Raw genomic sequence first — 25,736 nt, 5'->3', positions numbered from 1 at the left:
ATATTTAACACTTTAAAGCATATTAATTTATCAATATACCCCACATGGTATAATTATAATTGCAAATAAGGAGTGAATATGATGGTAAAACTAGCATTTGATCTTTTAAAAACTAAAAAATATGTGATTCAAGGTATGATATTTCTATTGTTGTTCTTGTTTATATATTTTATCGTAGATTACTTAAATATGTCCTATGAAGCCATGGCAAACCAATTCGGTACGTATCTTGTAGTGATTAACATCTTCATGAATGTTATCATGGCAATTCTATCAACGCTTTTAATGAATTTATCCACAGCAATGGTAGAGATTAAGGGTAGAGAATCTAAAGCATCAAATTTAGGGTTTGTATCGGTATTATTTGGTATACTAACCTATGGTTGTACAAGTTGTGTGATAGCATTTTTTGCAGCAATCGGCATTAGCTTTAGTGTCATTGCATTACCACTTGCAGGATTCCCATATAAAATCATGTCACTTGTACTTATTGTCATAGGCTTAGGTATAGTGATTAGACAAATACACTCAGGTGTTTGTAAAATTAAACTTTAGAGCAGATTAAGGAGAATTATTTATGTTTAACTTTAATTTAGACACACAACTTCATAACACATTCAACACACAATTAATATACGACTTTCTTGTTATTGGTGGTGGTCCATCTGGATTAAATGCAAGCATTTATGCACATCGTCTTGGTATGACAACCGGTATCATTACTTATGATATAGGTGGTCAATTACTAAATACCAATGATGTAGATAACTACTTAGGTTTACCAAATGATACAGGTAGTGGATTAACTGAAAAGTTTATCTCACATGTAAAACAGTTCGAAATTCCAGTTTTAGATAAAATTTATGTCGATAAAATCACAAAAGATAATAATTTATTTCAAATATATTTAAACAATGGTGATATCATTCAATCAAAAACAGTTTTACTCTCAACAGGAAGCACACCTAAAAAGTTAGGTATTCCAGGAGAAGATATCTTTGATGCGAAAGGTATATCTTATTGTGCGATCTGTGATGCACCATTTTACAAGGACAAACACGTTGTTGTTGCAGGTGGTGGAAACTCTGCAATAGAATCTGCACTCGATTTAGCTAAATGGGCTAAAAAAGTTACAGTTATTCAAAGATCAAAGTTTAGAGCAGATAAAATACTACTCGAAAATATGTATAAAAACGACAAGATTGATTATATGTTAGAAACTCAAATACTTGAAGTACATGGTAGGAATCAAGTAGATAGTTTAACCATTTTAGATAAGAAGACCAATCAAACTTCAAACTTTAAAGCAGATGGCTTATTTGTTGCCATTGGTATGAAACCAAACACGAAGTTTATTAAAGACTTCGTAACACTAAATGACTATCATGAGGTCATCGTAAATAGTAAACAAGAAACTAATATACCTGGGCTATATGCAGCAGGTGATATGGTAGATCAACCCCACAAACAAATTATCATAGCTGCAGCAGAAGGTGCAAAAGCAGCTATACATGCAAACCAATATTTAAAATTCAAAGGAGAATAACAAAATGAAAAGTTTATTAACACCAGATGTAGCTGGACAAATTAAAGAAGTATTAAAAATGATGGATAATCCAATCAAAGTCATTTTATTCACATCACATGATTGTGAAACATGTGAACCAACTTTACAATTACTAGAAGAAGTAAGTGCTTTAAATGATAAGATTACTTTTGTTGAAAGAACACTAGAAGACGATAAAGTAGAAGCTGAAAAGTACAATGTAACCTTAGCACCTACATTTGTTATACTAGATCAAAACAATAACTTTAGAAACTTTAGATTCAATGGTATACCTGCAGGTCATGAAATCAATTCACTTATTTCAGCATTAATTGATAGTGCTTCAACTAAGCCATTCTTTGATGAAAAGACACTTGCAAGATTAAGCAAAATTGACAAAGATGTGAACATTAAAGTGTTTGTAACATTAAGTTGTCCACATTGTCCTGGTGCAGTATCAAGTGCATTTAGACTTGCAATGACAAATCCTAATATTACAGCAGATGCTTATGAAGCTCAAACTTTTAGTGATTTATCCATGAAATATAATGTAAGCAGTGTACCAAAGATTATTATTAACGATAAGTATGAATTCTTAGGTAATCAACCAATTGAAGCATTCTTAAACGAAATAGAAAAAATTTAATCATATAAAAAAAACTATAACTAGTCCATAAATGATTTGCTAGTTATAGTTTTTTTGTTTATGTAGTGTTATTAAGATAACATGATAAAATAAATATAGGAATCAATCAATACATAACTTCATAAGGAGATACACATGCATATTACCAAGTTGGAAGATAAACACTTAAGTGAAGCACTCAATCTATTTAACAAAACTACAAATAGAGGTGACTTTCTATATGAAAAACTAAACATCGATCAGTTTAGAATGAAGTTCCTAGAATCCACTTCAATCTATGATATTCATTCTTTTGTTGCAGTAGAAAATGATCAAGTTACCGGATTTATTAGTGGTACCTATGATAAAGACACTAAAAAATCTTATATTTCAATGATTATTGTTGATGAAAAACATATGAGAAAAGGCATAGGCTCAATGTTGCTAAAAACACTAGAAGATACTTTGATCAAACAAGATCTTATGGTGAAAAAAATTGAAATTGTATTTTTTAATCCAGTAGGCTTTAGTTGGATTGTCCCTAACACAGATGCAATACATCCAAATGCTCCAGGTATTGATCAAAACTCAGTTGCTTACCTATTCTTTAAATCTAAGAACTATATAGATTTTGCTGTTCAAAATGCATACTATATGGATATTAGAGACTATGAATTTAGTAATCAAACAAGTGAGGTCATTTCAAGTGTAGAAGAAAAGGGTGTTAAGTTTGCTTACTATGATATTGAAAAAGATCATGGGTTAGTAGAATTATTAGACGATTTAGGAAGTCCTGTATGGAAAAAAACAGTCACCATACATGTTGAGAAAATGAAAGATAAGAATACTTTACTAGTACCAACATTTAATCATAGAGTGATAGGATTTACAGGACCGTTAATTGTTGAGGCTAATAAGAGAGGGTATTTTGCAGGTATAGGAACACATTCTGAATTTAGGGGATTTGGCCTTGGTAAAGCCTTATTTGCAAAACTGGTCATGGGCTTAAAGAATTTAGGCGCATCTTACATGACGTTATTTACAGGTGAGAACAATCCTGCTAGACGTATGTATGAAAAAGAAGGTTTTAAGATTGTTAGAACATTTATAGATATGAGAAAGGTGGATTTTTAGATGAAAACGATTATGGCAATTGGTGGCCACATAGGGGATATGGAACTCACCTGTGGTGGCACACTTGCAACAATGAGTTTAGAAGGACATAAGATAGTTATTGTTGCACTTACTGGTGGAGAAAAAGGAAACCCACCACACTTAAGTGTTAAAGAATATAGAAAGCAAAAAGAAAGTGAAGCGGTTAGTTTTGCTGACATGCTTGGTGGTATAAGTGTTGTATTACCTTATAGTGATGGTGAACTACTTACCAATGATAAAGTAAAATTTGAAGTCGCAAAACTGATTAGAGAACACAAGCCTGATGTTTTAATTACACACTGGAAAAATTCGATGCATAAAGATCATGAAGCAACGTATCATATTGTTAAAGATGCTCAATTTTATGCAGGCATTAAAGGTTTTGAAACGGACCTACCACCACACTATGCAAGTGGACCATACTATGCAGAAAACTGGGAAGACCCAATTGACTTTAAACCTTATGTCTATGTAAATGTATCTGAGGCTGGTTATAAGTTATGGCAAAAAGCAATCGACAGTCACTGGTTTGCGATTCACTCTAAGTCATTCGAATATAAGAGATACTATGAAGCATTAATGATTGTCAGAGGTTGTGAAGCTAGAACACAATATGCAGAAGCATTCAACGTAGAAGAACTTACTAAAAAGGTTATCAAACAATCATTTTAAATAGAAAAAGAAAAAAGGACATTTAATAAAATGTCCTTTACTTTTGTAAACCTATTATCTGTTGTAGAATTCAACGATTAATTGTTCGTTAATATCGAATAAGAATTCGTTTCTCTCTGGTAGTCTTGAGAATGTTCCAACACCATTAGCATCTAATGCAACATAGTCAACATGTGCGAATTGAGCTTCTAAAGCTTCTTTAACGATTGTTAAGTTCTTGCTCTTTTCTTTCAATTGTACTGTTTGTCCTGGTGCTAATCTGTATGATGGAATATCAACTTTCTTTCCATCAACTAAGATATGACCATGGTTCACTAATTGTCTAGCTTGAGCACGAGTCTTTGTAAAACCTAAACGATACACAACGTTATCTAATCTAGATTCTAAAAGTTTTAAGAAGTTCTCACCTTGTTTACCTTGCATCTTTGCAGATTCAAGGAAAGTTTTCTTAAATTGTTTTTCACTTACTCCATAAACAAAACGTACTTTTTGTTTTTCTTGTAACTGAATGCCGTAGTTAGATAATTTGGAACGTCTTTGACCGTGTTGTCCAGGTGCATAAGGTCTTTTCTTTAATTCTTTACCTGTTTCAGATATTGAATAACCTAAGCGTCTAGAAACTTTCCAAGTTGATCCTGTAAAACGTGACATAGAATTTACCTCCTTTTTATTTTTGGGTAAACACACCATCATAAATCTATATAATCCGCAAATTCCTTTTCACTTTCTAGCAGAAGAAAATTACTTAGTGCATCCATATAATGAAGGGATATTTATAAACCTATTTTTGGCCTGCTTTTGACCGCTTACTTATTTTATATTAAACCCTTACTAAAGTCAATATAATTTTCAATTAATAGACCGAATTGTTGTAAAAAGTCGACGAGATCTTTATCAAATCTATTTTCAACTGGACTATCTAAATCTAGTATAGCCCAAATAGCACCGTTATGTCTAATTGGGATGACAGTTTCCGACATAGAGATTGGATCACAAGTGATATGATTTTCAATTTCATGCACATTTTTAACAACAATCACTTCATTTTTAGAGTAACTTGTACCGACTACACCTTTACCAGGCATAATTAAATTACATGCAACTTTACCTTGGAAGGGTCCAAGTGTTAAAATACCATTTTTATACATATAAAAGCCAACCCAATTCAAATCAGGGATAGCATCATTTAAGAATGCTGATGCATTACTTAAAATTGAAAGATTTGTTGGTTCGGTTGAAAGTAAGCCTTCAGCACTTTCTAACAATACTTTATAATCCATTTTTAAAACACCTCTTCTTGTCTATAATATGAAATATTATATCAGTTTTTATGTTAAGTGAAACAAATATCCAAATTATGACATAATGTTTATCTACTTTAAATGATATAATAATACATGGTGATATTATGGAAAAGGCAATTTTAATTCGCTTTGGTGATTTAGTACTAAAAGGTAAGAACAAACCTAAATTCATCGGCCAGATTAAAAAAAATATAAGAAGTAAGTTAAAAAACGTAAATGTAGAGTATACTTTCCAACATGATCGTATATATGTTCATTTTAATGAAGTAGATAGTGATGAAGTGATTAAACAACTAGGATATGTATCCGGTATACACTCATTTAGTTACATCTACAAAACAACAAAAGATATTGAATCTATTGCACAGCTTGCAAAAGAAGTGATTCAAAAGGAAGTTAAACTTCCTACAACATTTAAAATAGAGACGAAGAGAACGGATAAAAACTATCCACTAAAATCTTTAGAAATCTCACAAAAAGTGGCATCACTCGTACTTCCATCATTTGACGGGTTAAAAGTAGAAGTGAGAAATCCTGAAACAGTTTTAGATATTGAACTAAGAAGCGAAGGCACTTATATCTATGTTGGTAAAATACCTGCACTAGGTGGTTTTCCAATAGGTTTAGGTGGTAAAGGCTTAGTGATGTTATCTGGTGGTATTGATTCCCCAGTGGCGGCACATCTTATGATGAAGCAAGGCATTGATGTGGAATTATTCCACTTTGAATCCACACCACTTACACCATTAGAATCTGTTCAAAAGGTTATAGAAATTGCAAAAAAATTAGCATACTATACACCATATAATAAGATTAAACTACATCTTGTACCGTTTACTAAAATACATGAAGCGATACTAAGTTATGTAGCAGATCCGTACATTATTACGATCATGCGTCGTATGTTCTACAGATTAGGTGAAATCTATGCAAATCAACATGGTTTAGATACCTTAATTAATGGTGAATCCGTTGGCCAGGTAGCAAGTCAAACCTTAAGTAGTATTAAAGTTATTGAAAATGTAACCTCTATACCTATTTTAAGACCGGTTATTACTTATGACAAAAATGATATTATTAATATATCTAAGAAAATAGATACATATGATATATCTATTTTACCGTTTAATGATTGCTGCTCAATTTATGTACCAAGAAACCCAGTTACTAAACCAACCATTGACCAAGCATTGAAAGAAGAATCTAGATTTGAGTTTAAAGAACTCTTAGAAGATGCACTTAAGAATGTTCAAACAATGATTATTACCCCTACCACTGATTTTGAAATCGCATTACACGGCTTTGATGTGAAAGATGCATTAAGTTCATATACACAGGAGTAGTTTATTACATGATAGAATCTAAAGACAATAAGAAATTTAAATCATGGATGAAGCTTAAAACTAAAAAATATAGAGATCAAATGGATCAATATATAGTTTATGGCCAAACCTTTGTTGATTTAGCACTTAAAAAAGGTGTTGTAGAAGAGATTGTTACAACAAACCCAAATATTGAGGGAACCCTAATTAGTGAAGTGCTCATGAAAGAACTGAAAGTGACTGAAACATCGTATGATGTTTTTGCAGTATGCAAAAAAGTTTCAACACCTATTGTTTCAAATCAAATCTTAGTCTTAGATGATGTTCAAAATCCAGATAATGTCGGTGCTATATTAAGAAGTGCACTTGCATTTAACTTTATGCATGTGGTGTTTTCAAATCACACTGCAGACTTATATAATGACAAAACAATTCGTGCATCTGGTGGTGCACTTTTTGACTTATATATTGAAAGACTGGATATTCATGAATTCATCACGCTAAAAAAACAAAATGGCTATCAAGTATTTGGTGCAGATGCGCATAAATCGGAGTTAGAACCAGATAAAACTAAACCATTTATTTTAGTATTAGGTAATGAGGGACAAGGTTTAAGAAGTAAAACCATTGAACTATTGGATGGTAGATTAAATATTGAAACACACCATGTTGAAAGTTTGAATGTCACAGTTGCAGGTTCCATACTTATGTATGAATGGAGTAAACAGTGATGAAAGCTATTCTATCCACATTCCTAGATTATAAACAAGCCGATATAGAAACTCAAATAGACTTATTTAAAAAACTAAAATTAACTCACTATATGCTAAGACGTATTGGTGGCAAAGCCATTTATGAAATGCCTTTAGATAAACTAGATTTAATATACCCACAATTTGAAAAGATACGTGTTTTAGCAGTAGATCCACTCTTACCATCCTTTCATATGGATCAAATGGATGGATTGGATCCTTATAATCAGTTACTAGAAGAAACGGTCACACGTGTTAAAAAGTTTAACGCTTCATATTATGTATATACCATTCCAGTATTTGATGAAACTGTAAATGACTATAATCATATTGTTGAAGTAATAACTGAACACATTAAAATCATTAGAAAATATAAACTTAAAATATTGATTAAGTTTAGTGATAAACATACACCTAAAATGTACAGATACATTTTAGATGAACTTAAACATAAACATGTAGAAATTATATTTGATTACACTTATCTGTATAAGATAAATGAAGCAGAAGTCACAGCATACCGTATCTTAAGAGATTATATTGGCATGCTCATTATGGAAGATATTGATAAAACTGGGGCTGGCCGTGTAATTGGTAGTGGTGAACATATACCGGTTGCCAGGATTGCTAAAAGATTTATTAAAAAATCATTTGATGGTTATATCGTTTTAGATTCAAGTTTAGTGGAACTTCTAGGCACTGCAAACGGCCAAGGCTGGTTTTCAAAGCTTGTTTCTAAAAAGACTAAACACGAATTAAAAATCTATAATGATTTCATAGAACGTTACACATCTGCAGATACGTACAGAGTTTTACTTGTACAAATGGCAGTACTCTCACTCATGTTTTTAAATAAAAAAATAGCACTAGGATAAGGAAGGGCGTAAATATGTTAAGTATCAAAAACTTAGATTTAAAATACCAAAATGGATTTAGTCTTGTAGCAGAAAAGTTAGGTATAGAGCTTGGTGATAATGGACTTGTGGTTCATGTAGCATTAGCACCACATTTAAGTGTGGAAAAAACATCGACACACTTAAATATTCAAATCAGCTCACACAATGAACTCTACGTAGCTTTAAGAGTATTTAAAGAAAACGAAGATAAGGCAACATTTAAAATAGACTATCCAAAAAAGATTAAGAACTTAACGTTCATGTTAGATGCATCAAGAAATGCAGTAGCAACCACAGAAACAGTGAAAGACTATCTATTAAACTTAGTTATCTTTGGTTATGATGCACTTCAACTTTATACAGAAGATACATTTGAAATGGAAGGTGAACCTTTCTTTGGCTATATGCGCGGTGCATATACCAAAGTAGAACTTCAAGAAATTGAAGAGTTTGCTGAAGAGTTAGGTATGGAGTTAGTACCTTGTATCCAAACACTAGCTCATTTAAATGCCATTACAAGATATCGTCAATACGGTCATTTATTTGATACCTTAGATATTTTATTAGTAGGTGAAGAAAAAACCTATGAGTTCATCGAAAAGATGATTCAAACAGTTGCAACTACCTTTAAATCTAAAAAGATTAACATTGGTATGGATGAGGCTTACATGTTAGGTCGTGGTAAATACCTAGATAAAAATGGTTATCAAAATAGATTTGAAATCATGGTTAAACACTTAAGAAGAGTACTAGATATTTGTAAAAAATACGGGTTAGAACCTATGATGTGGTCAGATATGTTCTTTGCTCAAGGTTGGGGAGATTACTACAACAAGGAAAAACAAATTCCTCAATCAACCATTGATCAAGTACCTAAAGAAGTTAGTTTAGTTTATTGGGACTATTATCATACGGATGTCGATCATTATGAAAAAATGATTGAAAAACATCAAGCATTTAATAACCCAATTTATTTTGCAGGTGGTGCATGGAAATGGATTGGATTCACACCGGATAACCGTTTTAGTTTAGCAGCAAATAAAGCAAGTATGATTGCTTGTGCAAATAAAGGTGTAGATAATGTCATTATCACCTCATGGGGCGATAATGGAGCAGAAGCATCACCGTTTTCAATTCTACCTTCACTTGCTTATAATGGTGTATTGAAATATGGACACCAAGAGATTGATGATGCATTTAAACATACATTTAAAGTGGTTACCAAAGTAGACTTTGATGCCTTCATGCTAATTGATAGTGCGAACCAACTCACAAATAACTTAGCACACAAATCAACTGCAAATAAACACTTCCTATATAATGACATCTTACTAGGACTACTAGATTCAACGACAGAAGCACACTATCCTAAAATCTATACAAAACATGTCAATAAGATGAAAAAACAAATGGATAACTATGGTGAATATAGATATATATTTGAAACTCAATTTGCCCTGCTCAAAGTCTTAAAGAAAAAAGTGTTATTAGGTGTTGAACTTAGAGGTTCGTATCAACGAAAAGATAAAGATGGTTTATTAAAATCCTTACGCGATCTAAAACAAACTAAAAAACTAATTGTTGAATTTAAAGACGCCTTTATGAAACAATGGTATCTAGAAAATAAAGCATTTGGTTATGAGATTCAAGATTTAAGAATTGGTGGTATCTTACAAAGAATAGATACAGCCATACTTAAATTAAACCAATATCTAAATGGTCAAATCACACGTATTGAAGAACTTGAAGTTGAAGTACTTGATTACTATGGAAATAAAGATGTGGTACAAAAATCACACAACATTGCAGAGTTTAGATATAAACCAGTTGTCTCTGTTGGTGTTACAGTTTAATTTAAAATAATCAATAAAAATAAAAGGCTTAGAACTCATATCAATTTGGGTTCTAAGCCTTAAGTTTATTCAGCAATCGGTTCTGATTCTTCCTCAGATGTTTCGAATAACGGGAATGCATTTGGTAAGTTAGGATATAATTTAGATGTAAACATAATACCGTCTAAATGATCATATTCGTGTTGGAATACAATTGCAGGATAACCTTCTAAGGTTAACTCAATTGGTTTAGCCGTTAAGCTTTCAAAATCAAGATGATAGCCTCTTACCATGATACCGTAGTATCTTGGTGTTAAACCACTTGTTGCACGGTCTACTGAAAGACATCCTTCACCACCAGGTAGGTAGGTTTCTTCGTGAGTATGACCAACAATTTCAGGGTTAATCATCACGTAAGAATAAAGGGTACCGTCCATATCTTCTACATGCATAGCAAACATTCTTTTTAATTCGTTAATTTGTGGTGCAGCTAGTCCAACAGATGGGCGAAGGCGATGTTTTTTAACCATTGCATCATCTTGACTATTTTTCACATATTCTATTAGAGATTTACCTAAATCTATATCTTTTTGAGATAATGGTAATAGGACGGGTTTTGATGGGGTTGTTAAACTAGGGTGTCCTTCCCTAATGATATGGTTCATTTTAATCATATGTATTCACCTCTAAGACATATTATATCATAAGGAGATTATGATGAGACTAGACAAATTCCTCTCTAACTTAAATTATGGGAGTAGAAAAGAAATTAAATTAATGGTTAAAAACGGGCTTGTTAAAGTGGGTAATTTAACCGTTAAATCATCCGATGTTAAAATTGACCCAAATTATGATAAAATATTCGTTAATGGCACCGAAGTCATTTATAAAGAAAATGTCATACTTTCCTTTTATAAACCTGCAGGCTATTTATCAAGTCATAAAGCAGAAATTTACCCATCATTATTTGAACTAATCGGTGCACCTTATAATCAATATGATTTAAAGATCGCAGGTAGATTAGATTATGATTCTGAAGGGTTAGTCATTCTTACAACGAGTGGTGATTTGGTTCACCAAATCACACACCCTAAGAAGAAAATCAGAAAAGTATATGAAGCTAAACTCGATAAACACTTTAACGAGTCATCCAAGTTAAAACTACTTCAAGGTGTTGAAATTATGGGTGAAGATGGCATGCCTTATATCGGTATAGCACTAGACCTACATTATAAGGAAGATGTTGCATATATAACCATTGATGAAGGTAAATTTCATCAAGTTAAAAAGATGTTTTTAGAAGTTGGGTTTTTGGTGACTAATTTAAAGAGAATTCAAATTGGTGCTCTAACACTTGATCTAGAACCGGGAACATATAAAGAAATTGAAGAAAACGATATATTTGGAAGGTAATACTATGGAAATAAAAAGATGTGCATTTATAGTCGACTTTAAAGGTAAAGAAGTACCTAAAAGATTAAGTAAGATGGATGTGAATCTAACTTACATCTCTAAAAAATTTAATTACGCGATTGTATACCTTGATGAAGCTAAGGGTGAAAAGCTTTTAGTCAATCATCTAAAGAATGTTAAAGGGTTTATTGGGGTAACTCCTTCACTATTTTATGACGAAAATGCCAATATATAACATTGTCAACCAAAACTACTTGACAGATGTTATTATTGTGTTAAAATAGTATGGAATTAAATTTAGATATAAGGAGAAAATAATATGGCAGTTAAATTACGTTTACAACGTTTTGGTAATCATAAACGTCCATTCTACAGAATTGTAGCAGCTGATGCTAAAGCACCAAGAGATGGAAAATTCTTAGAAATAGTTGGAACTTATGAACCAATCAAAGGCGCTGTAGCAGTTGATAGCGAAAAAGTTCAAGCTTGGATGAATAACGGTGCACAACCTACAGACACAGTAAAGAGTTTATTCAAAAAGTTTAATGTTTTAAACAAATAATTATAAAAGGGGGTCAAACATATGGCAGTAGATTTTGCAAAGTTAATCAAACAAATAGTTACGCCATTAGTGGTTTCCCCAGATGATGTTTCTGTAAAAGTATTATCAGAAGATGATCAAATCGTTCATATTCAATTACTTGTAAATGAACAAGATTTAGGTCGTGTAATTGGTAAAGGTGGAAAGATTGCAACTGCAATCCGTACCATCGTTTATGCAGGTGCATCTAAAGTTGGTAAACGTGTCCATTTACACATCGATACGTATTAATCAATGTTGTATTCTATTGGTAAAGTGGTGCAAACCCACGGCATCAAGGGTGAAGTTAAAATTAAACCCCATACAGATTTTGATCGTTTTGTAAAAGGTTTTGATGTTATCATTAAAGACACTAAATACAAAATTCAAACTGTTAGAGAGCAAAAGGATTTATTATTAGTCTCATTTGTAGGCTATCCAACTTTAACTGACGTGGAACACTTAAAACAACAAGAAATTTATACGGATGAAGAGCCTCTTGATTTAGAATCAGATGCATTTCATCTGCCCAAATTAATTGGTCTTAAAGTATATGATCAACATAATTATTTGATTGGAACAGTCTTAGAATTAGTGGATGTACCACAAGGTTATCTCCTAAGAATTCTTAGAGATGATAACGGTAAGACAGTGCTTATACCGTTTATAGATAAATTCATTAAATCAGTTGATGAAACATCTATTCACATTGAAACGATAGAAGGTTTAATATGATTATTGATATTATTACAATCTTCCCAAACTTCTTTGATCAATTTTTAACAACATCTAAAATCAAGCATGCAATCGAAGATAAGCGTGTGGAAATCAATATCCACGACTTAAGATTGTATACCGATTTAAAAGGTGGAAAAATTGATGATACACCCTATGGTGGTGGTGCGGGTATGTTAATGATCTATCCACCTTTTCATAAACTTATTAACAAATTAAAAACTAAAGATACGTATACAGTTTTATTATCACCACAAGGTAATGTCTTCAATCAACAAGTAGCAACCAAGTGGCGTGATGAAATTAAACACTTAATTTTAATTTGTGGGCATTATGAAGGTATTGATGATCGTATTCAAAACTTAATCGATGAAGAAATAAGTATTGGTGATTATGTATTAACTGGCGGTGAGATACCTGCAATGGTGATTACAGACAGTATTACAAGGTTAATTCCTGGTGTGATTAATGAAGCATCTTACATGGAAGATACCCATCAACAAGGGTTACTTAAATACCCACAATATACTAAACCTGATGAATATTTAGGCATGAGCGTTCCAGATATATTAAAATCTGGACATCATGAAAAAATTAGATTATGGCGCTTAGAGAAGAGTTTAGAGAAAACATATCTCAAAAGACCTGATTTATTAGTGAATAGAGATCTTACCAAGGAAGAAAGTAAGATATTAAGTAAAATAAAAAAAAATCTTGAATCCCAATAGGGTTTCATGTATAATTTAAAAAGCACGCTGGTCCGCTGAGTTTTATCTACTCAAGAACAGACGTAGAATAAGGAGAATCGTTATATGGCAAAACTAAAAGGTCAAGCGTTAATCGCTGAAATCACAAAAAAGCACTTAATGGAACGCCCAAGTTTTAACGCAGGAGACACTGTTGGTGTTTACGTTAAAATTAAAGAAGGCGCGAAAGAAAGAATCCAGTTATTTGAAGGTTTAGTAATTAAACGTCAAGGCGCTGGCATTGGTGAAACATTTACAGTACGTAAATTATCAAGTGGTATTGGTGTTGAAAGAACATTCCCAGTACACTCACCTGCAGTAGATCGTATTGAAGTCATTCGTTACGGTGTGGTACGTAGAGCTAAATTAAATTACATCCGTACTTTAAGTAAAAAAGCTGCACGTATTAAAGAAAGAAAACAAAACTAATTTGTTGATAGTGGAGCACTCAAGCCTAGTACTTGAGTGCTCTTCTTTTTATAAATACAATTTTTATGTATAATATGTTCGGTTTATGAAAGTTTTTACATTTTGTTACATTACATATTGTAAGTGCTTACAATATATGATATAATTTGTAATATTAAAGGAGTGATATCTATGAGTAATGCAACTATTTATGACGTTGCTGGGGCTGCAGGTGTTTCATTAGCTACAGTTTCCAGAGTTTTAAATTCACCAGAGAAGGTTAAAGAAGAAACGCGTTTACGTGTTTTAAAAGTAATTAAAGAGTTAGGTTATAGACCAAACGTTATCGCTAGAGGTCTAGCGAGTAGAAAAACAACAACAGTCGGTGTTGTCATTTCAGATATTACTAGAGCATCTGTTTCTGAAATGTTAGGCGGTATTGCTGATATTGCTGAAAAGTATAAATATTCTATTAAACTTTTTACCATACATGATGAAGCTGATGTACTAGATACCTTACAAAATATTGTTGCAGAACAAGTGGATGGCATTCTTTATTTAAATGATGAATTAAGCGATAAAGATGTTGAATTAATTAAACGTATGTTTAATGAAAACAAGATTCCTTATGTGTTTGCTAATGTTGCAACATCAGATCCAATCGTACCTACTGTATCGATTGACTATGTTAAAGCAGGATATGAAATTACTAAAAAATTAATTGAAAAGAACTGTAAAGACATTTACTTACTATCAACAGCTAGAAGATATAGTGTGAATGATAAAAAAGAAGAAGGTTATACAAAGGCTATGGTTGAAGCTAAACTTGAACCAATGATTTTTAGAACCAGTGGTGACACATCGATTAATAAACCGCACTTTGAGACATTCTTTGCAGATATTAATGTAGATGGGGCAATTGCAGTTAGAGACTCTATTGCAGTATCATTTTTAAACACAGCAATCAATAACGGTAAAAAAGTGCCAGAGAACTTAAAAATTGCTGGTTTCCAAAATACCAAGTATGCAACATTATCAAGACCTGAATTAACATCTATTGATATTCCAGTATATGATATTGGTGCTGTTTCTATGAGATTATTAACCAAGTTAATGCAATCTCAAGATGTTGAAAATACAAGAATCATCTTACCTCACAGAATTATTAACAGAGAATCAATTTAATCGATCGATGATTTAGACTTAAGTAATATATATCAACTTATAAAAAGAGATCTAGTATATGGTGGAAGACTAGAAGTTAATGATATGTATGAAGTACAACTAATGAGATTAAATGAAATAAATGAGTGCACAGCAATGTGAACTAAGGTGGTACCACGATATAATGCGTCCTTAGGTTGATTTTTCAACCTAGGGACTTATTTTTTAATAAATTATGATAAGATATGAAAGTATAAAGAAGGATAGTGAAGAAAATGGACTTATTTAAACAACTAGAATATAGAGGCATGGTCAAAGATGTTAGTGATCTTGAACTTGCTAAACAATTATTAAATGAACAAAAAATTAAATTTTATGTGGGTTATGACCCAACAGGTGAATCTTTAACAGTCGGACACTTAGTCCAAATTGTACGTATGTTATACCTACAAAAACATGGACATACACCGGTTGTATTAATTGGTGGTGGTACAGGTTTGATTGGAGATCCAAGAGAAACAAGTGAACGTTCTTTATTAACACTTGAAAAATCACTTGAAAATGCTCAGAAAATTGAAAACCAAATCAAAGGACTTATTAAAGGTAATGTAGAGTTTGTAAATAACTATGAATGGTTATCTAAAATCGATTTAATTAGTTTCTTAAGAGATTATGGAAAACATTTTAGTGTATCTTATATGTTACATAAAGATACGGTTCAAAAAAGATTAGAATCAGGTATTTCTTATACAGAGTTTTCTTATATGATTTTACAGTCCATTGACTGGTTAAATCTATACCAAAACCGTGATGTTAAAATTCAATTTGGTGGATCAGACCAATGGGGTAACTTAACATCTGGATTAGAACTGATTCGCCGTGTATTAGGTAAAAATGATGCAGTTGGATTATCTAGCCCACTATTATTAAAAGCGGATGGTACAAAATTTGGTAAATCAGAATCTGGTGCATTATGGCTAGATAAAGAACTTACATCACCTTATGAGTTATACCAATACTTTTTAAATAGTAGTGATACAGATATTGAACAATTCTTAAAACTTCTAACATTAATTGAACAAGATGAGATTGAAGCCATTTTAGAAACACACCGTGAAAAACCAGAGCTACGCCACGCTCAAAAAGTATTAGCTAAAGCGGTTGTAGAATTAGTACATGGTAAAGAAGAATTAGAAACTGCACTCCAAGTAACAGAAGCATTATTTAGTGGTGAGTTTAATGGTTTAACAAAATCAGCTTATAAGACACTAGAAAGCGTTATTGACGTGGTGCGTTTTAATGGTGAAAGTTTAATTGAGCTTGTAGTAAAATCAAAACTTGCTTCCTCTAACAGAGAAGCAAGAGAGTTTATTTCAAATGGTGCTATAAGTATTCAAGGTGAAAAGATAACAGATTCCATGTATAATGTAGGAGAAACATCAAAAGCATTTGATACATATGCAATCATTAGAAGAGGGAAGAAAAAATACGCACTCATCGTATTTTAAATATAGCGATGGAGATAATCTTATATAACCCATTATCAAACAAGGGCAAAAATATAAAAATTGCAGAAAAACTTCATAAAAAAGCAATCAAAGAAGAGAGATCATCTAAAATTGTTAACCTACTTGAAATAGGGGATGTTGAAAAGTTTTTAAATGGTTATAATGAAGAGGATCGTATGATCTTAATTGGTGGTGATGGTACTTTAAACCGTGTTGTAAACCAAATTAAAGGTATTGAAATAAAACCACAGATCTATATGTATAAAGCAGGTACCGGTAATGATTTTATGCGCAGCATTAAATCCAAAAAGCACTTGGTTGACATTAAACCATACATTCAAAATCTACCAATCTTAAAAGTAAATGGTAAAGAAGAATTATTTTTAAATGGTGCTGGTGTTGGTCTTGATGGACTTGTTTGTTATAATGTGAACACTTCTAAGGAATCTAAGAATAAATCAAACTATTTTAAGAATGCTTTTAAATCATTTATGTCTTATAAACCAGTATCGGTGTTAATTGATGTCGATGGTAAGGTATGGGAAGAAAATAAAGTTTGGTTTGTCACAGCAATGAACGCACCTTATTTTGGTGGCGGTATGAAACTCGCACCTAAAAAATTACGGAAACTTAATCATTTAGAATTGGTAGTCATAAAAAAGGTACCTAGATGGTTGATTTTTATGATATTTCCAACTATCTATTTAGGATGGCATAAAATATTTAGAAATTTTGTAAGATTTTACAAAGGACAACACATCAAAGTATCGATGTTAACAGATAGCTATCTTCAAAGAGATGGTGAACATGAATATCCTGTAAGAGAGTTTGAAGTATTTAAAAATAAATAGAATATAGAAAAATCAGTCTAGATTGAATACCATTTCAGTCTAGATTTTTTTCAAATATATCTAAGGTTTTAAAATATGTAGTATAATAAACATAATCAAGAGGGCAACAGACATATTTTTTTATTATAGAAAATAACAGGTGATTGTATGCTTAATAACTTTTTAAACAAGAATTCAAAGTTTACATATAGTTCCTTTACAAAATGGCTGATAATCTTATTAATGGTTGTAGTTGTTGCTTTAATTGTCTATATTTTTGGTGGTTCAAGATATTCTTATACCCACCTGATGTATATACCAATTCTAATTGCAGGATATGCATTAGGCTTTTGGCAAACCATTGTGATTGCGCTTATTTCAGGCTTAATCCTTGGTCCCTTTATGCCACAAGATGTTCAGGCAGAGATTATGCAACCGGCTACGACTTGGGTATTTAGAGTGGTTATATTTATAGCAATTGGTGCTATCAACGCCTTATTAAATAAACAAATAAAGGCATATCAAAAATTGGAACTTGAAAGATTATATGTTAGTAGTATAACAAACTACCCTAACATGAATAAATTAAAATATGATTTAGATGAATTTATTGAATCTAAAACACCGTTTTCATTATTAGGATTTAGAATTGTTAATATGAATAGTATTAGACAAAATATGACCTATGAAATTGGGACTAAGGTTTTAATTAAAATATCTGAAATGCTTTCGGATAATCATAAAAACATGGTTTATTCTATAAGTTCTAATGAAATTACAGCAATTATCCCATCCTCGGATTATAGCTACGCGCTTGGGATAGGAAATGATCTAATTAATCAGACTGCTGATTCCATCCAAATAGACAAATATAGAATAGGAATCTTATTAAATGGAAGTATTGTTCAATATCCAGTACACATAAAAGATGCCCATGATGCATTAAAAAAATCAGCTATGATTTTAGATCAAACAACTAATGACTTTGGTATTCATGAATTTGATGATGAAATGGAAAGAAGAAGTAAATTGCATGGTGAGCTTATACCTGAATTACTTCATGCAATAAAAAATGATCAATTTCACTTAGTATATCAACCTAAAATATGTCTAAAGGGTGAGGGACATAAAAGTGTAGAAGCGCTATTAAGATGGCACCACCCATTTAAGGGTACAATTAGTCCTTTAGTGTTCATACCAGTTGCTGAAGAAGCAGGGCTTATGACGGAAATAACAAGAATCGTTATAAGGAGAGTAATCGAAGAATTAAAGTACCTAAAATCCGTAGGACTTGAAATTAAAGCATCCATCAATATATCCCCGAGAGATTTTAATCATGATGGTTTTACTTCATTCATTAAGCATATATTAACTGATTGTGAGATTGACCCTTCTTTAATAGAACTAGAAGTTACTGAAAGAAGTGTACTTGATAAAAGTCAAAGAGTCATAGAGCTTTTTAAAGAATTTAGACAGATGGGCATTAAAATATCATTAGATGATTTTGGTACTGGGTACAATTCATTAATACACCTAGTCAATGTACCAATGGATTTTGTTAAACTGGATAGATCATTTATCACAAATATAACAAAGCCAAATTACCAAAAAATGATAGAAAAATTAATAAGCTTAGCACATGATTTGAATATTAAAGTTATTGCAGAAGGGGTTGAAACGAAAGAACAACTCAATATACTTAAAAGTATGAACTGTGACATTGTACAAGGCTATTACCTATCTAAACCTCTAGAAAGAGAAGACCTTGAAGCGTTTTATAAAAATATGGTATAAAAAAAAGTGATTATAAAATCACTTTTTTCTTTTCAAGCCCATTTTCGAGAGGATTTTCAAAATTTTTCTTTGAGCATACATGGACGCTTTTTGAGCACCCGTATCTAATATATCGTCTAAGGTATTTGAAGCCATTAAAGTTTTATAATTTTCTTGGATTTGACCAATATGTTCTGCAACGATTTCAGCTAAATCAGATTTAAAGCCGGCATAAGATGTTTCATCTTTGTATTTATCCACGATATCACTCATTGGTGTATCTGTAATTGCTGAATAAATTGTAAGCAAGTTAGAGATACCTGGTTTATTGACTTCATCAAAATATATCTTAGTATCTGAATCTGTTACAGCAGACTTGATCTTATTTTTAATTTGATTTAAATTATCTTCTAATAAAATATAAGATTTTTGAGATAAGCCCTCAGACTTACTCATTTTTTTGGTTGGTTCTTGAAGGTCTTTAATCTTAGCACCAACTTTAGTAACATGACCTTCAGGTATGACGAATGTATCACCATATAAGTGATTAAATCTTTGAGCTAGTGTTCTTGTAAGTTCTAAGTGCTGAGTTTGGTCTTCCCCAACTGGTACGATACTTGCATCATATAGTAAAATATCTGCAGCCATGAGTGCTGGATAAGTTAAAAGGGAAGTTCGAACGCCTTCAGTTTGTGAGGTACGCTTTTCTTTAAACTGAATCATACGCTCCATTTCATTAATATAAGCAGTAGATTCCATAATGTAACCAAGCATAGCGTGTTCCATCACCTCAGATTGAACAAATAAGTTCACTCTGTTTGGATCCAGTCCACATGCGATATAGTATGCTGCAATATCGCGTACTCTCTTTTTTAATAATTGCTTATCTTGTGGGGTTGTTATTGCATGTAGGTCAGCAATAAAAATAAAGAATTCGGTATCTGGTAATTCATTTTGTAGTTTAACAAATTGTTTGATTGCACCAATGTAGTTACCAAGTGTTAACTCACCGGTTGGTTTAATGCCTGATACAAGTCTTTTCATCATATAATTCCTTTCTATAAATAAAAATCGTCCTTAAAAGTATAAAACTTCTAAGGACGAAATGTAATTTCGCGGTACCACCTTAGTTCTAGATAAAAATCTAGCACTTATATGTAGTTGTATAAGCTCCAAGGTCCATTCACGACTAAGTTTTTCCTATATTTCACCAAGCTATAGGTCTCTAAATAAAAAGTTAGTAGTTACTTGTTCTTATCATTGCTTATTCATATTGTATAATTTTATGTTTGAATAGTCAATTATAAAGATTATTCGTTTAATAAAGCTTCTAGTTGATCTAATAAAGATTCCATACGTTTAACGACTGCTTGGAAAGATTCTTTCTTAGTTAAATCTGCACCAGCAATTTTTGCTTCATCTACTGGATACATAGATCCACCAGTTTTTAACATCGCAATATAGTTATCAAATGCTTTAGGTTCATTGGATTTAACATTATCATAAATCTTTAATGAAGCACTAAATGCTGTTGCATATTGGTATACGTAAAACGGTGTGTAGAATAAGTGAGGGATATATGCCCAAACATATTGTTTACCAGGTTCTTTAGTAATATCTAAACCATAGTAATGTTGGTATAAATCAATCATGATTTGGCTTAATGCTTTTTCATTGACTGGTTTCCCTTCACTTACAAGTTTATTGGCTTCATATTCATAAGTAGCAAATAAAGTTTGACGGTAGAAGGTTGAATGAATGTTATCGATTGCTAAAGATAGTAATTCAATCTTTTCTTGTTTAGAACTAGATTTTTCTAATAGGTAATCTAATAGAGCATGCTCATTAAATGTTGATGCAATTTCTGCAACAAAGATTGTGTAGTTAGAAATAGCCATTGGTTGTGCAGCATCAGAGAAAATTGAGTGTGCTGAGTGTCCTGCTTCGTGTGCTAGGGTAAAGACTGCATCTAATGTATCATTATGATTTAATAAGATAAATGGATGATGACCATACATACCAGAAGAATAAGCACCACTACGTTTACCATCTTGAGGTTGTGCATCTACAAAGCCATCTTTGATTGCATCTTTTTGGTTATCAACGAATTCTTTAGGGAAGTTTTTAATAGATTCTAGGAATAGTGCTTTGGCTTCATCATATGGATATTTTTTACCGGATTTTGCAAGTGGTAAGAAACGATCATATGTGAAGTACTCGTCCATACCTAAAGCTTTTTTTCTAATTTCAATATAACGTTTTAATGTATGTGTATTTTCATATGCAGTATCTTTTAAGTTATGGAATACTGAAGTAGGAATATTATTGTTAAAGAGTGCTGCATCTAAACTGGATGCATAACCTCTATTTTTATTATTTGCTGATAGAGATTGTAAAACTAAGTTGTATGTTGCAGCAAATGCTGTTTTATTATCTACATATTTTCTATATAAAGATTCAAAAATTGCTTTTCTATCTTCAGGTGTTTTAGCATCTTCAATTAATGCTCTAAATTGAGCTTGAGTAACTAATACATCACTTCCATCTGATAACTTAATTGTTTCATCTTTACGATCAATTGTAGATAATGCTTGGTATAAAGAAGTAGGGATATTCTTAATTGGTGAGAAGTTAGACATTAACTGTTCACTCTTCGCATCTAGAATATGTTCTTGACCTCTAAATAACTTTTCATAAGGAAACTTAAATGGTTTTAAGAATTCATCCTTTTCAACAAATGCTAGCACAGTATCTTTTCCTAGGTCAATAATCTCTGGTGAGATGAATGAAGTTAATTGATTTAACTCGGATAACACTAAACCAACTTGTTGATTCATTTGCATTTTCTTAGTATCTTTTAAGTTTAAATCTGATGCTAAATGTGCATATGCATATACTTTGTATAAGAGTTTAGTGACTTCTTCATCGAATTTATGATAAGCTAAGAAATCATCAAAATTCCCTAGTTTCCCTTTGAAATTACTGAATTTAGCAACCTCTGTTTTTAATAAATTAAAATCTTTTTCCCATGCTTCATCATTTGGATAAAAGACTGATAAATCCCATTTTGACATATGGTCCACGCTCCTTAAATAAATTATAGTAATTATATCAATAAAATACAAAAATATAAAGAAAACAAGTTATTATATGCACATTTGTTTAATGAATACGTTTTCAGTTTGAGGTTAAAAATAAATTCCGGGTTTACTATTGTAAATTGTTTGACAAAACTATATAATAACAGTAGACACTCTTGAAGGCGTTAGCCCTATATAATTAGAGTAGCATGATAGGAGGAGACTAAAGATGATTACAATTTATACGACTCCAAGTTGCTCATCATGTCGTAAGGCAAAAAAGTGGCTCGATGAGCATAAGGTAGCATATGAGGAAAAGAATTTATTCAACCACCGCATAGATGATACCGACATTGAGATGATGTTACATCACGCTGAAAACGGATTTGATGACATTATTTCAACACGTTCTAAAGTATTTAAAGAACAAGAATTAGAAGTAGAAGATATGTCTGTATCTGAACTTAAAAATTTCATTATTAACCATCCATCTGTTTTAAAACGACCAATTATCGTGGATGCTAAACGCATGCAAGTAGGTTATAATGATGAAGAAATTCGTGTGTTTATTCCTAAGAAATTACGTGAAATGATCATGAGAGAAAACTCTGAGGAGGATTTTACACATTACGAAGACACATTAAGCAGATATTTTGCAACAATTGATACAAATGAAACTGATAAAGAATAACTTTTACGAGTTATTCTTTTTTTATTCATGGTACAATGACTTTATAATGATACTATGTGGAGAGGTTTTAAATGGATCAAATTACAAGAAGACAAGAAATTATTCAGGATAACTTCTTTAAGCATTTGAAGTCCAAAGGTATTACGATGTCAGCTTACGCACTAGCAAACGATTTAGATAGGACACTTTTATCTAAATGGAAAAGTGGTGTTTCTAACATGAGTCCGGAACATATTTATCAAGCGGCTTCATATTTTAATATAAGTGTTAATGAACTTTACTACACTAAAAATGAACTTTTAAGAATCGGTGCAGTAGAAGCCGGATTTGAACCTCAAATACCACAAAAAATAAAACTATTTTTAAACTATAAACCTTTCTTAAGAAAACCTGTTATATTAATATTTTTATTCGTAGTTATATCTGTAATAGTATCTTTTGTTGCACAGATTATTAAATTAAATAGTGATTATTTTATGATTGTAGTGTTTGGTATGTTGACTGTTTCTTTATATATACTTATTAGATATCTAAAAAGAAGAGAACAGTTTATTATCAATTATACTGATGATATATATTATGAAGCTAAACCACTTAAGCAAGTTTCAGTTAAACTAAATATTTACAGTAGAATTATCATGTTCATACTGATGATTCTACTGTTAGTATTTTGTATCTTGTTATTCACTCAATTAGAGGCATCGATAGCTTATATCATGAGTCTTTATATAGTAGTTATGCTGCTTCAAATGATGCTCTTAATAGTATCTGTCGCACACATACCGTTTAGATTTAAAGTGGTTCGCTATGATAATCAGTTAGATGGCTATGATTTAAGTCTATTACTTTTAAGTTTTAGTTCGTTTCAATTTGTTTATATATTGTTTACGTTGTTTGCAACTACATTAAATATTCCTATACTTATATTAAGCTGTTTATTATATAGTTTAAACATTATAGATTTTATCAATATCTCCAAGTACTATAATCAATATGAGATTATATTTGATGCCCACGGTAAACCACCTCAAAAGCTTTATCAAGACAAATAGTTGAATAATTGTCACAATCATATAGAAGATGTTGCTGTATTGTCACAACATCTTTTTTTTATTTTTTATGTCGCTATAATGAGCATACCGATTAAAGATAACTTGAAAAGAGGGCATAAAAGATGGCACGAAGAAAAAAGAAACAAGCAGATATTGTAGATGTGTTTGTAGGGGTAGCCTCATTACTTGTAACACTGACAATATTTACGATCAACCTATTAATTAAAATCATTTGTTTTATCTATGATGTGATAACTATCTACCAAAGTGGCTATAAGAAGAAGTCAGGTAATGGCTTTTTCAAAACTTATTTTAACAAAGGTCATATGGGTGAGTTTAGGTTATACCGTAAACTTAAAAGACTTGTTAAAGAAGATGAAATATATACAAATATTTATTTACCAGGTTTAAATACAACACATACAGAATTAGATCTATTAGTTGTCAGCAAAAAAGGTTTAATTGTATACGAAGTTAAAAACTATGGGGGCTATATTTATGGTTCTAAACTAGATACCTATTGGACACAAGTTTTAAATTATTTTAGTAAACATAAGTTTTATAATCCGTTAAGGCAAAACTATGCACACCATAAAGCACTAGAAAACTATTTAACCATTCCATTTGAATCAGTCTATCCAGTGGTTAGCTTTTCAAATCGAAGTAAGTTAAGTAAAATCCAAGTGGATAGCACATCACCTGTGATGCAGACAAAAAATACTATAAAATATACAAAAGATATATTATCCCATGGACCAGATATATTTAGTGATGACATGTTAAATGAAATAAAGTCTAGATTAAATTCGGCCATATTGAAAGATCAATCAACGAAGACTAATCACGTAAGTGAGGTTAGCCAGTTGATTCAAAAGTGATGGTTTAAGGGCGGGGAACCTTAAGTAGCACCATGTAAAAACACCTACTTGATATCAGTAGGTGTTTTTATGATAAAAAAACGTCTAAACTTAGAAGTTTAAACGTTTGTTAAGTGTTTATTTAGTTGGTACAATACAAAGTAGTGCACGTTCGCTTTTTCTCTTGGTTTGTTCAAATTCAATATTGAATTTGTGTAACATCTTGTTAAAGATTTCTAAACCAGTTTCAAAATGATCTGCTTCATATTCAAGTTCGTAATCGGTTCTACCGCAATACTCATTATAATCTAAGAATAGAATACCACCCATGTAAGGTGTAGATGCTCTAAAGTTGTCTAATGATGTCTGAAAATATACATGATAATCAATTTGTTCGAAGAATTCTTTTGTATGGAATCCATCCTTTTTCATCTTTTCAGCTTGTTCAGCATCAATTAAGACATGATACTCGAATGAACCTGTTTCACTTTGAGACTTTAACGTTAATTTAAAAGCGTCTCTTTTATGTCTGATTCTAAGGACCATAGAGCGTTTGTTTAAATCAAGGTCAGGTGTATCAAAATAGTAGTTAGTTTGTTTGAAAACATTTTGGTCTAATTCAAATATATCAATAAGTTCATCATATTTTTCTTTAGTGATGCGTGTTTTAAATTCAATTTCTACATTCATGTGCATTATAATATACCTCTTGTAATAATTATATCATAGTTGCAATAAATTTTAAATAATGGGGATTATGGTAAGTAAACGTTTACAATTCGAAAATATCCTAAA

The 25,736-nt window shown here is 31.5% G+C and carries 29 protein-coding genes and 1 other annotated feature; of the genes, 23 read left to right on the top strand and 6 right to left on the bottom strand.

What is annotated here, in order from left to right; translation table 11 throughout:
• The first annotated feature begins 78 nt into the window (after positions 1 to 78).
• From ACL_RS05965 to ACL_RS05945, 5 genes are all read left to right on the top strand, one after another.
• The gene (locus ACL_RS05965; RefSeq protein ID WP_012243135.1) at positions 79 to 555 is read left to right on the top strand and encodes a hypothetical protein; all 477 of its coding nucleotides are present in this window, start codon (positions 79 to 81) and stop codon (positions 553 to 555) included.
• Positions 556 to 577: 22 nt separating this feature from the next.
• Positions 578 to 1,546 carry an NAD(P)/FAD-dependent oxidoreductase gene (locus ACL_RS05960; RefSeq protein WP_012243134.1) on the top strand — a complete coding sequence of 323 codons (969 nt, stop codon included), beginning with the start codon at positions 578 to 580 and terminating at the stop codon, positions 1,544 to 1,546.
• Between the two features lie 4 nt (positions 1,547 to 1,550).
• Positions 1,551 to 2,192 carry a protein disulfide oxidoreductase gene (pdo, locus tag ACL_RS05955; RefSeq protein WP_012243133.1) on the top strand — a complete coding sequence of 214 codons (642 nt, stop codon included), beginning with the start codon at positions 1,551 to 1,553 and terminating at the stop codon, positions 2,190 to 2,192.
• Positions 2,193 to 2,327: 135 nt separating this feature from the next.
• Positions 2,328 to 3,305 (top strand): GNAT family N-acetyltransferase, encoded by a 978-nt coding sequence (locus ACL_RS05950; protein ID WP_012243132.1) that lies wholly within the window; start codon positions 2,328 to 2,330, stop codon positions 3,303 to 3,305.
• A complete protein-coding gene (locus tag ACL_RS05945) occupies positions 3,306 to 3,998 on the top strand; it encodes a PIG-L deacetylase family protein (protein ID WP_012243131.1) in 693 nt (230 codons plus the stop codon).
• Between the two features lie 54 nt (positions 3,999 to 4,052).
• On the opposite strand, the gene rpsD is transcribed toward ACL_RS05945, so the two are convergent.
• Both rpsD and ACL_RS05935 read right to left on the bottom strand, forming a co-directional pair.
• Positions 4,053 to 4,649: a 30S ribosomal protein S4 gene (gene rpsD / locus ACL_RS05940; RefSeq protein ID WP_012243130.1), complete on the bottom strand. Its 597-nt coding sequence runs from the start codon at positions 4,647 to 4,649 to the stop codon at positions 4,053 to 4,055.
• 164 nt (positions 4,650 to 4,813) lie between these two features.
• Positions 4,814 to 5,278 (bottom strand): GAF domain-containing protein, encoded by a 465-nt coding sequence (locus ACL_RS05935; protein WP_012243129.1) that lies wholly within the window; start codon positions 5,276 to 5,278, stop codon positions 4,814 to 4,816.
• Positions 5,279 to 5,406: 128 nt separating this feature from the next.
• On the opposite strand from ACL_RS05935, the gene thiI reads away from it, so the two are divergent.
• Genes thiI through ACL_RS05915 form a run of 4 tightly spaced genes read left to right on the top strand, consistent with a single transcriptional unit; the run spans position 5,407 to position 10,125 of the window.
• Positions 5,407 to 6,645: a tRNA uracil 4-sulfurtransferase ThiI gene (gene thiI / locus ACL_RS05930; protein WP_012243128.1), complete on the top strand. Its 1,239-nt coding sequence runs from the start codon at positions 5,407 to 5,409 to the stop codon at positions 6,643 to 6,645.
• A gap of 8 nt (positions 6,646 to 6,653) precedes the next feature.
• Positions 6,654 to 7,355: a TrmH family RNA methyltransferase gene (locus tag ACL_RS05925; RefSeq protein WP_012243127.1), complete on the top strand. Its 702-nt coding sequence runs from the start codon at positions 6,654 to 6,656 to the stop codon at positions 7,353 to 7,355.
• Positions 7,355 to 8,251, top strand: coding sequence for a TIM barrel protein (locus tag ACL_RS05920; RefSeq protein WP_012243126.1), 897 nt, complete (start codon positions 7,355 to 7,357; stop codon positions 8,249 to 8,251). The genes ACL_RS05925 and ACL_RS05920 overlap by 1 nt, the downstream gene beginning before the upstream one ends.
• A 14-nt stretch (positions 8,252 to 8,265) precedes the next feature.
• Positions 8,266 to 10,125 carry a beta-N-acetylhexosaminidase gene (locus ACL_RS05915; RefSeq protein WP_012243125.1) on the top strand — a complete coding sequence of 620 codons (1,860 nt, stop codon included), beginning with the start codon at positions 8,266 to 8,268 and terminating at the stop codon, positions 10,123 to 10,125.
• 65 nt (positions 10,126 to 10,190) lie between these two features.
• Here the strand turns inward: ACL_RS05915 and def are convergent, their stop codons facing one another.
• On the bottom strand, positions 10,191 to 10,778 hold the full coding sequence (gene def, locus ACL_RS05910; RefSeq protein WP_041634280.1) for a peptide deformylase: 588 nt from the start codon (positions 10,776 to 10,778) through the stop codon (positions 10,191 to 10,193).
• A gap of 43 nt (positions 10,779 to 10,821) precedes the next feature.
• Here def and ACL_RS05905 point away from each other — a divergent pair, with 43 nt between their 5' ends.
• From ACL_RS05905 to ACL_RS05855, 11 genes are all read left to right on the top strand, one after another.
• Positions 10,822 to 11,517 carry a pseudouridine synthase gene (locus ACL_RS05905; protein WP_012243123.1) on the top strand — a complete coding sequence of 232 codons (696 nt, stop codon included), beginning with the start codon at positions 10,822 to 10,824 and terminating at the stop codon, positions 11,515 to 11,517.
• 4 nt (positions 11,518 to 11,521) lie between these two features.
• Positions 11,522 to 11,752, top strand: coding sequence for a YlbG family protein (locus ACL_RS05900; RefSeq protein ID WP_012243122.1), 231 nt, complete (start codon positions 11,522 to 11,524; stop codon positions 11,750 to 11,752).
• 84 nt (positions 11,753 to 11,836) lie between these two features.
• Complete coding sequence (gene rpsP, locus ACL_RS05895; RefSeq protein WP_012243121.1) at positions 11,837 to 12,079, top strand: 30S ribosomal protein S16; 243 nt, start codon at positions 11,837 to 11,839, stop codon at positions 12,077 to 12,079.
• 21 nt (positions 12,080 to 12,100) lie between these two features.
• On the top strand, positions 12,101 to 12,349 hold the full coding sequence (locus ACL_RS05890; protein WP_012243120.1) for a KH domain-containing protein: 249 nt from the start codon (positions 12,101 to 12,103) through the stop codon (positions 12,347 to 12,349).
• Positions 12,350 to 12,352: 3 nt separating this feature from the next.
• Positions 12,353 to 12,832, top strand: coding sequence for a ribosome maturation factor RimM (rimM, locus tag ACL_RS05885; protein WP_012243119.1), 480 nt, complete (start codon positions 12,353 to 12,355; stop codon positions 12,830 to 12,832).
• Positions 12,829 to 13,560: a tRNA (guanosine(37)-N1)-methyltransferase TrmD gene (trmD, locus tag ACL_RS05880; RefSeq protein WP_012243118.1), complete on the top strand. Its 732-nt coding sequence runs from the start codon at positions 12,829 to 12,831 to the stop codon at positions 13,558 to 13,560. The genes rimM and trmD overlap by 4 nt, the downstream gene beginning before the upstream one ends.
• An 84-nt stretch (positions 13,561 to 13,644) precedes the next feature.
• Positions 13,645 to 14,007, top strand: coding sequence for a 50S ribosomal protein L19 (rplS, locus tag ACL_RS05875; RefSeq protein ID WP_012243117.1), 363 nt, complete (start codon positions 13,645 to 13,647; stop codon positions 14,005 to 14,007).
• Between the two features lie 171 nt (positions 14,008 to 14,178).
• On the top strand, positions 14,179 to 15,171 hold the full coding sequence (locus ACL_RS05870; RefSeq protein ID WP_012243116.1) for a LacI family DNA-binding transcriptional regulator: 993 nt from the start codon (positions 14,179 to 14,181) through the stop codon (positions 15,169 to 15,171).
• 254 nt (positions 15,172 to 15,425) lie between these two features.
• Positions 15,426 to 16,658, top strand: a complete 1,233-nt coding sequence (gene tyrS, locus ACL_RS05865) for a tyrosine--tRNA ligase (RefSeq protein ID WP_012243115.1) — start codon at positions 15,426 to 15,428, stop codon at positions 16,656 to 16,658.
• Positions 16,659 to 16,666: 8 nt separating this feature from the next.
• Entirely contained in the window at positions 16,667 to 17,509 is an 843-nt protein-coding gene (locus ACL_RS05860) for a diacylglycerol/lipid kinase family protein (protein ID WP_012243114.1), read from the top strand.
• A 147-nt stretch (positions 17,510 to 17,656) separates the two neighbouring features.
• The gene (locus tag ACL_RS05855) at positions 17,657 to 19,282 is read left to right on the top strand and encodes a putative bifunctional diguanylate cyclase/phosphodiesterase (protein ID WP_012243113.1); all 1,626 of its coding nucleotides are present in this window, start codon (positions 17,657 to 17,659) and stop codon (positions 19,280 to 19,282) included.
• 18 nt (positions 19,283 to 19,300) lie between these two features.
• Here ACL_RS05855 and trpS read toward each other — a convergent pair whose 3' ends face one another.
• Both trpS and pepF read right to left on the bottom strand, forming a co-directional pair.
• Positions 19,301 to 20,305, bottom strand: coding sequence for a tryptophan--tRNA ligase (trpS, locus tag ACL_RS05850; RefSeq protein WP_012243112.1), 1,005 nt, complete (start codon positions 20,303 to 20,305; stop codon positions 19,301 to 19,303).
• 49 nt (positions 20,306 to 20,354) lie between these two features.
• Positions 20,355 to 20,531 (bottom strand) — a binding site (T-box leader).
• A 40-nt stretch (positions 20,532 to 20,571) separates the two neighbouring features.
• Positions 20,572 to 22,335 carry an oligoendopeptidase F gene (pepF, locus tag ACL_RS05845; RefSeq protein WP_012243111.1) on the bottom strand — a complete coding sequence of 588 codons (1,764 nt, stop codon included), beginning with the start codon at positions 22,333 to 22,335 and terminating at the stop codon, positions 20,572 to 20,574.
• 235 nt (positions 22,336 to 22,570) lie between these two features.
• On the opposite strand from pepF, the gene spx reads away from it, so the two are divergent.
• The 3 genes from spx (at position 22,571) to ACL_RS05830 (ending at position 24,962) form a co-directional block, all read left to right on the top strand.
• Positions 22,571 to 23,032 (top strand): transcriptional regulator Spx, encoded by a 462-nt coding sequence (gene spx, locus ACL_RS05840; protein WP_012243110.1) that lies wholly within the window; start codon positions 22,571 to 22,573, stop codon positions 23,030 to 23,032.
• 71 nt (positions 23,033 to 23,103) lie between these two features.
• A complete protein-coding gene (locus ACL_RS05835) occupies positions 23,104 to 24,084 on the top strand; it encodes a helix-turn-helix domain-containing protein (protein ID WP_012243109.1) in 981 nt (326 codons plus the stop codon).
• A gap of 122 nt (positions 24,085 to 24,206) precedes the next feature.
• Positions 24,207 to 24,962, top strand: coding sequence for a nuclease-related domain-containing protein (locus ACL_RS05830; protein WP_012243108.1), 756 nt, complete (start codon positions 24,207 to 24,209; stop codon positions 24,960 to 24,962).
• Positions 24,963 to 25,079: 117 nt separating this feature from the next.
• Here the strand turns inward: ACL_RS05830 and ACL_RS05825 are convergent, their stop codons facing one another.
• The gene (locus ACL_RS05825; RefSeq protein WP_012243107.1) at positions 25,080 to 25,637 is read right to left on the bottom strand and encodes a CYTH domain-containing protein; all 558 of its coding nucleotides are present in this window, start codon (positions 25,635 to 25,637) and stop codon (positions 25,080 to 25,082) included.
• Between the last annotated feature and the right edge of the window lie 99 nt (positions 25,638 to 25,736).

It is taken from the genome of Acholeplasma laidlawii PG-8A (genome assembly GCF_000018785.1).
Lineage (GTDB): Bacteria > Bacillota_I > Bacilli_A > Acholeplasmatales > Acholeplasmataceae > Acholeplasma > Acholeplasma laidlawii.
The sequence above is the reverse complement of the archived record's forward strand: the minus strand, read 5'-3'. Positions and strand labels throughout refer to the sequence as shown.